This is a genomic window from Campylobacter sp. JH23 (genome assembly GCF_017846595.1).
In the GTDB taxonomy this organism is placed as follows: domain Bacteria; phylum Campylobacterota; class Campylobacteria; order Campylobacterales; family Campylobacteraceae; genus Campylobacter_D; species Campylobacter_D coli.
The window spans coordinates 96,186-110,252 of record NZ_JAEQBP010000004.1 but is presented as its reverse complement, the minus strand read 5'-3'; the positions used below and the strand labels follow the sequence as shown (position 1 = coordinate 110,252).

The 14,067-nt window shown below is 31.0% G+C and carries 14 protein-coding genes and 2 pseudogenes; 4 read left to right on the top strand and 12 right to left on the bottom strand.

The window, feature by feature from the left end; genetic code table 11:
• Positions 1-160: 160 nt before the first annotated feature.
• Both groES and groL read left to right on the top strand, forming a co-directional pair.
• Entirely contained in the window at positions 161-421 is a 261-nt protein-coding gene (gene groES / locus KAR88_RS04960; RefSeq protein ID WP_002777403.1) for a co-chaperone GroES, read from the top strand.
• Positions 422-441: 20 nt separating this feature from the next.
• A complete protein-coding gene (gene groL, locus KAR88_RS04955; protein WP_057037219.1) occupies positions 442-2,085 on the top strand; it encodes a chaperonin GroEL in 1,644 nt (547 codons plus the stop codon).
• A 35-nt stretch (positions 2,086-2,120) separates the two neighbouring features.
• On the opposite strand, the gene KAR88_RS04950 is transcribed toward groL, so the two are convergent.
• From KAR88_RS04950 to KAR88_RS04935, 4 genes are all read right to left on the bottom strand, one after another.
• A complete protein-coding gene (locus KAR88_RS04950; protein WP_002777410.1) occupies positions 2,121-2,363 on the bottom strand; it encodes a hypothetical protein in 243 nt (80 codons plus the stop codon).
• Positions 2,354-2,575, bottom strand: coding sequence for a hypothetical protein (locus KAR88_RS04945; protein ID WP_002781237.1), 222 nt, complete (start codon positions 2,573-2,575; stop codon positions 2,354-2,356). The genes KAR88_RS04950 and KAR88_RS04945 overlap by 10 nt, the downstream gene beginning before the upstream one ends.
• Positions 2,576-2,800: 225 nt before the next feature.
• Positions 2,801-4,006 (bottom strand): HAMP domain-containing sensor histidine kinase, encoded by a 1,206-nt coding sequence (locus tag KAR88_RS04940; protein WP_002784367.1) that lies wholly within the window; start codon positions 4,004-4,006, stop codon positions 2,801-2,803.
• On the bottom strand, positions 3,999-4,664 hold the full coding sequence (locus tag KAR88_RS04935; RefSeq protein ID WP_002790675.1) for a response regulator transcription factor: 666 nt from the start codon (positions 4,662-4,664) through the stop codon (positions 3,999-4,001). The genes KAR88_RS04940 and KAR88_RS04935 overlap by 8 nt, the downstream gene beginning before the upstream one ends.
• Before the next feature lie 134 nt (positions 4,665-4,798).
• On the opposite strand from KAR88_RS04935, the gene KAR88_RS04930 reads away from it, so the two are divergent.
• Both KAR88_RS04930 and KAR88_RS04925 read left to right on the top strand, forming a co-directional pair.
• The gene (locus KAR88_RS04930) at positions 4,799-5,398 is read left to right on the top strand and encodes a bacteriohemerythrin (protein WP_002777416.1); all 600 of its coding nucleotides are present in this window, start codon (positions 4,799-4,801) and stop codon (positions 5,396-5,398) included.
• A 13-nt stretch (positions 5,399-5,411) separates the two neighbouring features.
• Positions 5,412-5,651 (top strand): annotated as a pseudogene (locus KAR88_RS04925) (ribbon-helix-helix domain-containing protein); the annotation flags it as partial.
• A gap of 192 nt (positions 5,652-5,843) precedes the next feature.
• Here KAR88_RS04925 and KAR88_RS04920 read toward each other — a convergent pair.
• The 8 genes and pseudogenes from KAR88_RS04920 to KAR88_RS09005 form a co-directional block, all read right to left on the bottom strand.
• Entirely contained in the window at positions 5,844-6,020 is a 177-nt protein-coding gene (locus KAR88_RS04920; RefSeq protein ID WP_002784445.1) for a hypothetical protein, read from the bottom strand.
• A 46-nt stretch (positions 6,021-6,066) separates the two neighbouring features.
• Complete coding sequence (locus tag KAR88_RS04915) at positions 6,067-7,608, bottom strand: ShlB/FhaC/HecB family hemolysin secretion/activation protein (RefSeq protein WP_002784447.1); 1,542 nt, start codon at positions 7,606-7,608, stop codon at positions 6,067-6,069.
• Between the two features lie 22 nt (positions 7,609-7,630).
• Complete coding sequence (locus KAR88_RS04910) at positions 7,631-7,963, bottom strand: c-type cytochrome (RefSeq protein ID WP_002784449.1); 333 nt, start codon at positions 7,961-7,963, stop codon at positions 7,631-7,633.
• 44 nt (positions 7,964-8,007) lie between these two features.
• A complete protein-coding gene (locus KAR88_RS04905; RefSeq protein ID WP_002784451.1) occupies positions 8,008-8,178 on the bottom strand; it encodes a hypothetical protein in 171 nt (56 codons plus the stop codon).
• Positions 8,179-8,280: 102 nt separating this feature from the next.
• Positions 8,281-8,508, bottom strand: a complete 228-nt coding sequence (locus tag KAR88_RS08865) for a hypothetical protein (protein WP_031263578.1) — start codon at positions 8,506-8,508, stop codon at positions 8,281-8,283.
• Positions 8,505-9,221: a hypothetical protein gene (locus KAR88_RS08860; protein ID WP_318831301.1), complete on the bottom strand. Its 717-nt coding sequence runs from the start codon at positions 9,219-9,221 to the stop codon at positions 8,505-8,507. The genes KAR88_RS08865 and KAR88_RS08860 overlap by 4 nt, the downstream gene beginning before the upstream one ends.
• 95 nt (positions 9,222-9,316) lie before the next feature.
• On the bottom strand, positions 9,317-10,381 hold the full coding sequence (locus KAR88_RS08855) for a hypothetical protein (RefSeq protein ID WP_002786455.1): 1,065 nt from the start codon (positions 10,379-10,381) through the stop codon (positions 9,317-9,319).
• Between the two features lie 87 nt (positions 10,382-10,468).
• A pseudogene (locus tag KAR88_RS09005) lies at positions 10,469-13,696 on the bottom strand (filamentous hemagglutinin N-terminal domain-containing protein).
• Positions 13,697-14,067: the final 371 nt, after the last annotated feature.

Here is a 14,067-nt window from a genome sequence, read left to right as displayed (position 1 = left end):
TAAATCCTTTAGTTTTTTTTATTAATTAACTTTAGTCTAATTAACTAAAGTTTTATAAATATTTTTACTCAAAGTATTGACAAAATTCATTTTTTATAGTATGATATTATCACTCAAAATTAAAGAGTGCTAAAAATCAATATTTTTAAGGATGGACAAAATGAATTTTCAACCTTTAGGAAAGCGTGTTTTAGTAAAACGCGTAGAAGAAACCAAAACAACAGCTTCAGGTATAATTATACCAGATAATGCTAAAGAAAAGCCTTTAATGGGTGAAGTAGTAGCAGTAAGTAAAGAAATCACTGATATTGCAAATGGTGATAAAATCGTATTTGCTAAATATGGCGGAACAGAAATCAAAATTGATAATAGCGAATATTTAGTTTTAAATTTAGATGATATTTTAGGAATTTTAAAATAATTTATAAAAAAGGATAAAAAATGGCAAAAGAAATTATTTTTTCAGATGAAGCAAGAAACAAACTTTATGAAGGTGTTAAAAAATTAAATGATGCAGTAAAAGTTACTATGGGACCAAGAGGACGCAATGTTTTAATCCAAAAAAGCTTTGGTGCTCCAAGCATTACTAAAGATGGCGTAAGTGTTGCTAAAGAAGTAGAGCTTAAAGATAGTCTTGAAAATATGGGTGCTTCACTCGTAAGAGAAGTAGCGAGTAAAACAGCTGATCAAGCAGGCGATGGAACAACTACTGCAACGGTTTTAGCTCATGCAATTTTCAAAGAAGGTTTAAGAAATATCACAGCAGGTGCAAATCCTATCGAAGTAAAACGCGGTATGGATAAGGCTTGCGAAGCTATAGTAGCAGAACTTAAAAAACTTTCTCGCGAAGTAAAAGATAAAAAAGAAATTGCACAAGTTGCTACAATTTCAGCCAACTCTGATGAAAAAATCGGAAATTTAATTGCTGATGCTATGGAAAAAGTAGGCAAAGATGGTGTTATCACTGTTGAAGAGGCAAAATCAATCAATGATGAATTAAATGTAGTTGAAGGTATGCAATTTGACAGAGGTTATTTAAGCCCTTATTTTATAACCAATGCAGAAAAAATGACGGTAGAACTTTCAAATCCTTATATCTTGCTTTTTGATAAAAAAATTGCAAATTTAAAAGATTTGTTACCGGTTTTAGAACAAATTCAAAAAACAGGGAAACCACTTTTAATCATCGCTGAAGATATCGAAGGTGAAGCACTTGCAACTTTAGTTGTAAACAAACTACGCGGCGTATTAAATATCTCTGCTGTAAAAGCTCCAGGTTTTGGAGATAGAAGAAAAGCTATGCTTGAAGATATAGCGATTTTAACAGGTGGTGAAGTGATCTCTGAAGAGCTTGGAAGAACTCTTGAAAGCGCTACAATACAAGATCTTGGACAAGCTTCAAGCGTAATCATCGATAAAGATAACACAACCATCGTAAATGGCGCAGGCGAAAAAGCAAATATTGATGCAAGAGTAAATCAAATCAAGGCTCAAATAGCTGAAACAAGCTCTGATTATGATAGAGAAAAATTACAAGAAAGACTTGCTAAATTAAGCGGTGGTGTTGCAGTTATCAAAGTAGGTGCGGCAACTGAAACTGAAATGAAAGAGAAAAAAGATCGCGTTGATGATGCTTTAAGTGCAACTAAAGCAGCAGTTGAAGAAGGTATAGTAATAGGCGGTGGCGCAGCTTTAATCAAAGCTAAAGCTAAAGCTAAAATCAATCTTGATTTAAAAGGTGATGAAGCTATCGGCGCGGCTATAGTTGAAAGAGCTTTAAGAGCACCTTTAAGACAAATCGCTGAAAATGCAGGATTTGATGCAGGTGTAGTTGTAAACAGCGTTGAAAATGCTAAGGATGAAAATACAGGTTTTGATGCTGCAAAAGGCGAATATGTAAATATGCTTGAAAGTGGAATTATCGATCCAGTTAAAGTAGAAAGAGTAGCTTTACTTAATGCAGTTTCTGTAGCTAGTATGCTTTTAACCACAGAAGCAACAATCAGCGAGATCAAAGAAGATAAACCTGCAATGCCTGATATGAGTGGCATGGGCGGAATGGGTGGCATGGGCGGAATGATGTAAGCCCTACTACGAATAATCAGCAAATTCCTTGCTGATTATTTCTTTTTAAACTGCCAAATTTTATAAGATACAAAAAATAAAATCAAAAAAACAAGAAAATTAAAATACGCATTAAAAATCTGCCAAGATACGATAAAAGACAATACCATAATCACGCCATAAAAATTTGCAAAGCGAGTCATTTGCCTAAAAGTCTTCGCATTTATCAAAATATACTCTAAAAATAAAAGTGAAATTAAGATACAAAGATTGCTTAAATCATTGTGTGTCAATGACATCCCCCAAAAGGTGGTCTTCCTATGTATGTTTGCTCTCCAACACCTGGTGCATTAGCATACGAAATGCCATAACCCATACCAAGCCTTATTAAAGCAGCAATAGGCACAGCCCTATCTTCTCTTTGTTCTTCGGCATATTTACAAACAGCTTGCATAGCTGTATAAGACAAACATAAAGCTATGAGATAAATCAAACTTTTTTCATGGTTCATTTCTCTCCTTTGTAATTTGTGAAATTCTACTTTATATTTAATAAATTTAATATTAATTATCAAAAATTTATTTTATTTTATAAGATTAAATATCTATAATAAAGCTTTTTTAATAAACTTATTTTTATAGAAAAATAAATTTTTATTGATAATAACTATTATAAAATGAGAAAATGTTTATAGAGAGTTTCAAGCAAGTGGATGCAAAAATTTTATTGTCCTTTTTCAAATCTTCTTTGCACTCCAGCTTAACTCAAAAACACTCCCTTGATTTTCTACAGATTCGCAAATGATTTTAATATCATTATCATCGCAAATCTTTTTCACCAAAGAAAGCCCTATGCCAAAACCTCCTTGATCGGTATTAAATCTCGCATATCTATCAAAAATATGCTTAAGATTTGATTTTGAAATTCCACAACCTGTGTCTGCGATACTTAAAAAACCTGTTTTTAACTCTATCGAAATTTCCCCACCTTTTTTGTTGTATTTGATTGCATTACTTAAAAGATTATCTATGAGTTTAGAAATTTGGTTTTTAGAAGCGAAAATACTTGCTTGATGTAAATTAAGCTTTAGACTGATTTTCTTTTGCTCAAAAAATATTTTAAAATATTCTAGCCTTTCTTCAATCAATGCTTTTAGGTCAAGTTCTTGTTTGTTAAGCTCTAAGGTATTGGGAAAATTATAAAAAACAAGATCTGAATACACTTGAGATAAACTTTTTGCAGCTAATTTTATCCTTGTGAATTTGGTATTATGCTCTAGTTTTTGATTTTCAAGTTGTTCTATACTCATCAAAATCACACTTAAAGGGGTGTTAAGCTCATGGGTTGAATCTTTGATAAACCGATTAAGAGTGATAATCTTATCCTCTAGTGGCTTTAGGGCAATTTTTACTAAAATATAAGCTATCAAACCCAATATGCAAAAAGCCATAATAGCAAAAGAAAAAACCTTTATTCTAATCCAAATAAGATCCTTTTTAACATCCTCACCTTGAATTAAAATTTTCAATCTACTTTCAGTATTTGCATTATCTTCATTTGTATGTTTTAAAAAATAATTATCTGTATTCATACGATCAAGAAAAAATACTTTTCCATCGTAAATTCCCCTGCCCTTAAGTTCAACCTTTGCTTTTCTAAAATCAAAATCCAAATTATCAAAAATAGCTTGTTTTTTATCAAAAATAGCAAATTTAAGTCCAGTACTTTGAGCAATATTGCTAGCACTTTCATTCATAGGAACAAAACGAGAATTTAGGATATTTATAATGATATTTCTATGATTTTCTCTTAAAGAAGTACCTTTTACAACCACTAATTCTTCATATAATTTTTGATACCATAAGGTAAAAAAGATTGCTAAAAAAATACCCGTAGTAGTTAAATAAATCAATAAAATTTGCCTAATGACTTTTTTAGCCATAGCAATATCCTCTACCCCTTTGATTGATAATTTTTTCTTTTCCTAATATTTTGCGTAAATTTTTAATATACGCTCTTAAACTAAGCTCGCTAGGTTCTTCATCATACTCCCAAAGCTCTTCAAAGATTCTTTCTGTACTTAAAAAATTATTTTTATTTTTTAAAAGCAAAGATAATAGCTTGATCTCTTTACTGGGTAGAGTTAAAGCCTTATCAAAATGATAAAGAATTTGTGAGGTAAAGCTGAATTTAAACCCATTCCCCAAATCTTCATAATCTTCATTTTTATGAGAAAAAGCTCTCTTTAACAAAACTTGAATACGAATTGAAAGTTCTGCAAGCTCAAAAGGCTTGCGTATATAATCATCACAACCTGCATTATAACCCTCTTTCAAATCTTCTGTCGTATTTAAAGAAGTCATAAAAATAGCTGGAGTTTGTTTTCCACAAGCTCTTAATTCTTTTAATAAAGAAAATCCATCACCCAAAGGAACCTTAACATCTAGTATCCACAAATCAAAATGTTTTTCATAAGCAAGTTCTAAAGCTTCTTTAGCATTGGTGCATAAATAAACTTCATAACCCTCATCGATTAAAAATTCTTCTATAATCTCACTTAAACTTAAATCATCTTCTAAAAGCAGAATTCTAGCTGCCACAAGACACCTTTCTTTGATATTTCTTGAAATTGTATCAAAAAATATTGAAAAAATGGTTTAATACAAATTAATTTATATTTAACTTATTTTTATGTTATAATCTTTAATGCAAATAAATTTTTCAAGGAGTCAAAATGCTTCCAAAATGGGATAGCAGTTTTAGTGTGCACAATGCCAAAATTGATGATCAGCATAAAAAACTTTTTGAGCTTGCAGCAAAGGTTGAAATTGTTTCTGATAGATCGGTAAGCAAAAATGAAGTAAAAGAGCTTTTGGCTGAATTTTTCAATTACATGAAAGATCATTTTAATGATGAAGAAAAATATATGCAACTCATTGCTTATCCAGCATTTGAAGAACATAAAAAAATTCATAAAGAAATCATACAAACTATGATTAATCTTATTAAAGATATCAAATCTACAAATGATCTTAAGGAAAAACTTTACATCATAGCGAAAAAATGGCTTTTAGAGCACATACTCTATGAAGACATGAAGGTAGAAAAATGGAGAAGCTCTTCTTTAGCAACAGATGAAGGTAAAGATGTCAGCTTTGAAGCAGCAGATGATAGTGATGATGACAAGCCGCAATTTTATCTTTATAAATGCAATTGCCCAGGTAAAGTACATGATGTCCCTTATGGTATCCATCAAAAAATTGAATTACAAGGGCACAAATTCACTTGCAAAATCTGTAAGCAAGCAATTACATTTTTTCAAAAACATTCCTAGAAAGGTTAAGTTAATGAAACAAGAAACTAGAAATTATTCCCTTAGAATGCCTTTAGAACTTAAAAAACGCTTAGATAATTTGAGTAAAAATCTTTCCAAGCCTAAATCAAGTATAGTTAGAGAAGCCTTAGAAGCCTATCTTAACGAAATTGAAGATTTTTCTTTTGCAGTCAATGCCTTAGAAGAATTAAAAGACGGAGATTATTCAAAAGCAAGTAAAAAGATAGATAAGGTTGTGGAAAATCTTCAAAAGGAATCAGATGATTTAGGTGATTTTGATTTTGCTATCGAAGCCTTAGAAGAACTAAAGGACGGAGATTATTCAAAAGCAAGTAAAAAGATAGATAAAATCGTTAAGAACCTCAAAAAACCTGAATAAAAACTTTTATAGAAACTTTATCACAATGCGATAAAGTTTCTTGGCTGTAAAATTGATTTAAAAGCCTTAAAAATAAAATCCCATACTTGTATAGAGTCTATCTCTTCTTTTTCCATCTGCTTCGTATTTATAAGCTGCCTTTGCTAAATCTAGTTTAATATAAAATCCATTGGGTTTAATATAAAGCAATTCCAACCCCACTGCATCCACAAAAATATCATTTTTTCCTTCTCTACCCGCCATATTGATATCATTATCTAAATAATCTTCATTCCATCCATGGGCAAATTCATAAAAAAGGGGTAATGTAAAAATTAGGATTAAATATATTAAATCTTAGTCCAATTGTTGTTAAAATCATACTATCTGCCTCTCCAAATCCATTAGGATAAGCTCTAACGCCGTAAGCTCCTCCCAAAGTCGCAGTCTCACTAGAATCTAGCTGATAATCTCCGATAGTTTTTTGATAGCTAATATTAAGAATGTGTGAAATTTTATTATTAAAATAATAAGCATTATTCGAAGCTGCATTAAATTTCCAAAATTCTCCCATGACAGGACTATTTTCTAAAAATACACTTTTTGGCTTTATATCCCCATAAGTAAGTTGCGTGTTATAGCTAAGAATGTTATTAGGAATTAAACCTATAGTTCCTTCAGTTCCTAAATAAAAGGCATTGCTTTCTTTGTTAAAATCAATTCCAAAGCTTCCATAAATATCTTCAAGCTTTCTATAAACATAACCTCCAGTAAGATATAGAGAATTAGTTGTGTTGATAAAGAGTGGATAAGATAAATCCACCCCTAAATCTAAAGAACTTCCATAAGCACCTAAACTTTCGTATTCTTCTCCTAATTCATAATTGCTTTTATTCACTCTAGGAGAAACTTTGAGATTTCCTAAGAAAAAATTATAAGTAAATCCATAACTTTTTTGCATTTCATCAGAAAGTTGTGCAAAGTAATTAAGAGAATCTCCATATCCTAAGAGATTATTTAAAGCGCCACTCACACCAGCTCTATAAACACCAGAGCCCTTGCTTCCATAATTATCAAAGAAAAGTATCGCATTTGCTTTTTTGGAATCTTCTATTGTAATAATCACATCTGTAGTTTCGTACTCACTCCCAGCAACTAAACTTCCGCTTGCTTTAATTCCTGACATTTCATTGATTTTATAAATCGCATCTTCCAATGCTTTAGTTCTTAAAATTTTTCCTTGGAGTGATTCTTTTAGCTTAGAGCTAATAGCACTCTCTTTTAGATGCTTAGAATAATTTTTAACTTGATATTCTCCAAGTTTTCCTAGCATAATATTAATTTGGATTGAATCTGTGATCTCTTGTTGAGGAATATAGGCAGTTGCCGATGGATAACCATGGTATTGAAAATAATAAGAAACGATATTGACAATTTCTTGCAAGGTTTCTACATTTAAATCCGATCTTTTTAGAGCAATAATAGATTCTCTAAGCCATACTTCATTGATTCCAAGATCTTCTAAAGTGAGTGTTTTTCCATCCTCTTTAGTATCCACAAAGAATTTATATTTAAAGCGAAATTCTTCAGAGCTTGGTGCTACTAATCCCTCTTTATCTAAGACTTTCTTAGTATCCTCTTGTAAAGAATCTTGTTTATCCATTTTAATATCTAAAGGGGATTGTTTACTTTTTAGAGTATTTTGAATGTTTTCGTTTTGAGGGACATTTTTATAATGGGAAATCTCTATCATTTGCTCTAAAGCTTCTGCATTTTCTTTGTTTTGTTGCGAAAGTGCTCTTGTTAAAAGACAAGAAGCTAGAATGATACTCTTTAAAAAAGGTTTTTCCATAAATTTCCTTGCTTTGTATTTTTTATTTTGCTTTAGGCAATTGGGCGATATAAGCACTCACTGCTTCAATATCGGAAGTGGTAAATTTCCAATTTTTCATATTAGCATACATGATAACTTTTGCTCCCCCATTATCTGCTTTCCCTACAGCATAGCCTTGAAGCTGTTTTATGAGATAGGCTTTATTTAATCCTCCGATTTTGATATTACCCTTGCTTCCAGGAGCTATTTTATCTCCATTTACGCCATGACAAGCAATACATTTTTTATAAAGATTCTCTCCCTTTTTGATTAGGATATCATTCGCTATGCATACTCCTACACACAATTTTAAACCCACTAATATTTTTTTCATTTTTTGTCCTTCTTTTAAAATTTTCTTTGTTAAGTTATTGATTTTTAATCACTTTGGATTTCTCCATAAATCACTTTTCCTTTATTATCTAAAGATAAAGTTAAAGGAACAACCCTTAGGTTTTCTTGTTGGAGCTGAGGAATCTTTTTATAATTAAGTGTTTTTGGATTTTTAGAAATCCTCCCTAAGAGTTGATTTAATTGGCTTTTATTCATAGCATTGCCATTAATACCACTAAAACCATTTTGACTTGAAATTAATGCAATTTTACTTCCTTTTTCAGGAGCTTTTTCTCCCTTTTTTAAAAGTAGAGTGATTTAGGATTCTTCAGAGAGATTAATAGGAGTCTCTAAACTTTCAATAAAAGGTTTATCTTGATTATTAGAATGATAAATTAAACTATAATGTTCAAAGTTATTAACTACTCTAGCCCTCAGAGCTTGCTCTAAAATCAAATGGTTATCTTTTGTAAGCTGCGCCAAAGAAGGTGCAGGCAGTGTGATATCATCGGCTTTATTATTTGTATAGTTTGGAATTCTAATCACACTCCCACACTTAGCACATTTAAAAGCGATCGCTCATGGATAGAAACATCTCCACCAATATAGAGTGTATTGCCATAAGAGAGTGCTAGATTGCTATTGGCATCAGGAATTGCACTTGCTGCAATATAGATAAAATCTTTTTCTTTATCATAAGCTCCAATTTCTAAATCTTGAATACTTAAAAGATTGTGATGTACTCTCTTGCCAACTCCACCTATTAAAATCAATTCCGAACCTTCAGAAATTCTATCAGTATTAAAGCCTACATTATTAAAAATAACTTGATTATTTTTAGATTCTTCCACCTCACGAATACCATAAATATTAAGCATAGAAGTCGCCCAATAATTGCTTGCTTTAAAGAGATTATTCTTTGCAAGATTGGCTGCTCTAATATACACACTGCTTTCTCTATTAACTCCCTCTCCAGAAGCTTGTGCTTCTACATTGTGATAGAAGACTTGATTGTTTTCTACATTCATAGCCTCTACTCCAGAGCGAATATCCTTTCTTCCAAAGACATTATTTAAGCTAATCTTATTGTGTTTTGCATACTCTGGATAATGGATAGATCCTTCAAAGTTTTCTTGTGTGGTTGCATAAATAAAAAGTGGTAGAGAAGCTTGAGAATCTTTAAAATCAATCACATTAAAATTAGCCTCTCCATCAAGTGTGTATCCACTAAAGAAATCATAAATCCCTTGTACTTTCACTTTTTTACTTATTCTTTTTAGCGCAGGAACATCTTTTAAGACAATGGAGTTTGCATTTGCATCCCCTTTATTTGTCTTTCCTCCAAAGAAATTTGCTAAAAAATAGCGTTATAAAAAATGGGAGTTTTTCCATCCGCTCTTAAATTTAAAAGAAAATTATCTATAACAAGGGTGTTTTTGGTTGCATCATAAGCTTTTTTACCATTCCCATCAACAAAAGCTCCCGCGATATGAACAGGAGCAAAAGAAGAATACAAACCGCTTGGAGCATGGATGTTGAATTCCACCCCATTAAGATTAAGTTTATTTTTTTCAACCTTTCCATTATAGGCTAATCCTCCAACAAGATGGGTTATCCTTTCATCAAGAATAAATTCCCCTACCATATCTCTATAAAAAGAGGCAGTGTGAATATCTACTTTAGAGCCTTTTTGGGCAAGCAAAGAATTTCCTATCGCATCACCAAAGATAGCAAGCCCTCCTACAGCATAAGGAGCTCCGTTTAATTTAAGATTATAAATATTTTCTACTCCCATATTTATATAACTTCCATCAAGAAGTTCTAAGGTATTATTTTTCGCATTTCCTTCTCTAGCAAGCCCACCACTAATAACATAATTTATTTTATCTTTCTCTTCTTTTTTTGGAGGATTTTTTGTTTTTATGTTGCTTGGCTCTAGAAAAACCGCAGAGCTTAATTCTGCCTCTTTAATAAGAAGTTTATTGTTGATAGAATCTCCCTTTAGAGAACTCCCGGCCACTAAAAAAGGAAGGATTTTTATAGGATGCAAGTTTTTATCCATAGGGTTAGCAGCATGCATACTTTGCACTTCCAAGATTTCTTCTGAGGAATGATTAAGAGTTAAAATTTCAAGCTTAGCGCCTTGTAAAGACTGCTTAGGGTTAAAAACTTCTAAAGTGATGTCGCTTACAAGTCCTTGTTTAAATACACCATAATAATTAGTGCCATTGATTTGCTTAAAGGTTTTGTCATCAAAATCCCAAACTTCCTCATTAGAAAAACTATGCCTTGGAGTTTGAAATCTTTTATCGCCTATAGATATAGCTTGACTTGCTGCATACGATACGCTATTAAATATCAAAGCTACGCTCGCAAAAGATAAAAATATTCTATTTTTTAGAAAAAATTTCACCTGCATTATTTTCCCCCTCAACTTAATAAATTGAAATTATATTTGATTAAAATCTTGTTTATCTCACAAAGAAAGCTTTTACTTTCTTTGTGATTAAAATGTGATTGCTATACAAGGATTATTAGTTTTTGCATTGTCACTTGTGATGCAAACTCTTCCTCGTTCTCTTTCGTCTTCTTTGATATGACTTTGTGTTTCTTCTGCAGGAAGAATAAGAATAGACTCTGTAGAGGTAAGTTTTACTTGTTTAGAAAAAGTATTAACTATATCTGTGCTATCTGTGTTGTTTGTAGTTTGGCTATCTCCTGAATTCTCATTTTCTGGAAGAGATAAAATAGGTTTATCTGCCAAATTTTCGATGGCATTAGCATCAATACTACTTCCTGCGATAGCAAATGTCCCTTGAATATCAGTATATTTATCTTCAAATGAATATTCTTTAGTAATTAAATCGTCTAAAAAAGGTTTATTTTTGTTTTTAAGAATATCCAATAAACCCTGTGCTTCAGCATAGTAAGCATCGATTTTTTCTTGTGTGTTTTTATAGACAACTTCTAACTGATCATAAGGAAGTAAATCATTTTGCATAGCTTTTTGATAGACTCTTTCTAATCTTTTTATTTCAGCTTTTAAAAATTCCAATCGATTGAGATTGTTTTTAATACTTTTTAATTCAGGTTTTAAAATAGTGTTTACATACTCTTTTAGATTGGCAAGACTCTCAATGATATAATTGTATTTACCCATAGAGGTTTTGTAAGTACTTTCATCACTTCCATACCATTTTTCAAATTCTGTTTTTAATCCTCCTTTGTTAAATTCAGTATAGAATTCTAAGGATTGTTTTAAAGATTCTTTTAGCTTTTTATCGCTTGTATTTTTTAATAGATATAAAAGAATAGCCACATCACCTTCATTGAATTTGTTAAAATCGATAGAATCTATATTTAACACATAATCCTCATTTAAAATTTCATCGATGATGGTTTTTAAAATTTCATCTTCAAAATCACTCTGTTCAAGAGTAATACTTGAAAGCTCTCCTTCGTTTGGAGCTGTAGGTGAAGAGCTTGATCCTGATCCGTCGGGATCTACCTCTGATATTTTTGGAGTATTGTAAGTAAAATTATCCTTATCGAAGGTGATTTTGAATTTCTCATTTCCTATTTTACCACCATTTATCATATGAAGATGGGAGTTGCTAGTGGAAGTATTTGTAAGATACTCCAAACCTGCAATTTTGCTTTGATTAATAAAAGTTTGAAAATCAGTTGTATTTGATAGATTTAGGATATTTTCATTGTGGGTAATATAATTCTTGTTCGACGATGAATTTAATAACCCATAGAAGTAAATATTAGAATTGGCAATGTTACTACCATTCTCTATATTTCCAACAAATCCACCTGCATAAATAGATTTTTCATCCAGACTAGCGGTACCATTGGCGCTAATTTCTCCTATGTTATTTAAAATAATATTTTTATAAGTTCCAGCGCCTGCATATCCTGTAAAGCCACCTGCATAATTATTATCACTAATATTTTTTATATTATTTAAAGCAATATTTTCAAAAGTTCCATTGTTTATCCATCCGGCAAAGCCACCTATAAAACCAATACCTTTAATACTTTCAATATTGTTTAAAACGATATTTGATAAGCTCGCTATACCATTCTCATTATTAAGAACACCTCCCACAAAGCCACCTGCATGACTACCACTAATCTCTTCTAAATCATTTAGAACAATATTCTCAAATATCACATTACCTTATGTCATTCCCGCAAAACCACCTGTAAAAGCTCCAGATTTAATAAATCTTATATCTTTTAAACCGATGCCATCAAAAGTTGTATTGCCCGTTGTATATCCTACAAAACCCCCACCATTATTCTTACCATAAATACTTTCTATATTACTTAAAATAATACTTGAAAAATCTCCACCGTTAATTTGACCAGCAAAGCCACCTGCATATTTCGCAACTCCAATGTTGCCTAGATTTTTGAAACTGATATTATTAAAAGTCCCAGAATTTATCTCTCCTGCGAAACCACCAGAAGAACTATTTTCGCCATTAAAGCCTTCTATGGTATCTAAAGCAATATTAGAAAAAGTTCCATTTTCTATATGCCCTGCAAGTCCTCCTAGGTATTTATAAGAAAAGGCATATTTGGGAAATTGCAATCCATCAATAGTTAAATTTTGCACACTCCCACCCTTAATATAACCAAATAATCCTACATAAGTTTTATCAGCAACATCAATTTGTATATTAGAAAGTGTATGGTTATTACCATAAAAATTACCTACAAAACCATTACCAAACCCCACAGGATTGATTGTACTAGCACCTGCAAAATCAATATCTTTGCCTAAATATACATCTTTAAATTTTAATTCTCCAAATATCCCCTCATTGACTAATTTTGCAAATCCTTTCCAAGAATTAATCATCTCTTCATTGCTTGCACTTTGAGATCCAATGTAAAGGTATTCTTTAAAATTTCCATTAGTAGTAGCAGTACCAGTAAACTCATAATTATCAACTAAATTTGAATCATCTTTATAGGCATCATATACATCTTTTACCTCATATTTAAAAAAGCCTTCACTCCCAATTTCTGCTTTTAAATGAGTAGAGTTGATTCCAAAATCTTCTAAATAAACCTTATCTCCCTTGATATCTACTTTATCTGCTTGAAGTGTTCCTTTTATATTTTCTACCTTGTTTCCTACTAAAACAATTTCATTGGCTTTAATAGTTCCCATATTAACCACATCGCCTTTATTGGCATTAAAAACTGGAGAAAAAGAACCATCGACTGAAAAAGTATTGATTGCATCTATACCCATTGGAGTTATAGAAACTCCAAATTTATTGGCATTGATTGTAGCTCCTTCGCCTACTAATACCCCACTAGGATTTACAATATAAACATTGTTAGTTCCACCATTTAAAGTTCCTAGAATTTGAGAAGCTTTGTTGGTATAATCTAGATTTAAATAGTTTTTGCCATTTGTAGTGAAATTAACAGTATTGTCTTTTCCGATATTAAATCCACCGCCCCAAGCAATCACATTGTGTGTTTTATCTCCTGTGATATTCATTATATTGCCATTTGTAGCAATACTTCCAGTTCCATTGATAAACTTACCTCCGCTAGGTAAATTTGATGCTGTTAAGCTTTGAGCTAAAACCAAACTTGTAATTACAGAAATATTTACAATAACTCTTAAAGATTTGCTAAGATGATTAGTAAAGTATGATGAAGTATTTAAAAAATGTTTTATGTTTAAAAGATTAGTTATGTTCATCCCCCCCCCCTTTTTTTTTTAAATACACAATATACGATCAGGACTTTTTAACATTATATTCCCCTTCTTTTTTATGGTTCGGATTATACTTATTGTTTTATTAAAAAAATAAAAATGAGATGTTCTGAGTGAAATTTTAATACAAAATTACTCTTAAATAATATCTTTATATTTAAAATTCTATAATATCTTAAAATTTAAGTATTTTATAATGCTTATAATTCAAGCATCACACGCAAAAATTTACACCATGCTTCATAATGAAAATACAAACATAAAATAAATAAATTTCATATTTCAAATACTAAGAATTTATATCAAAATTTGCTATTTAAAAGATAAAAAATAAATTAAAAAACTGATATGATTAT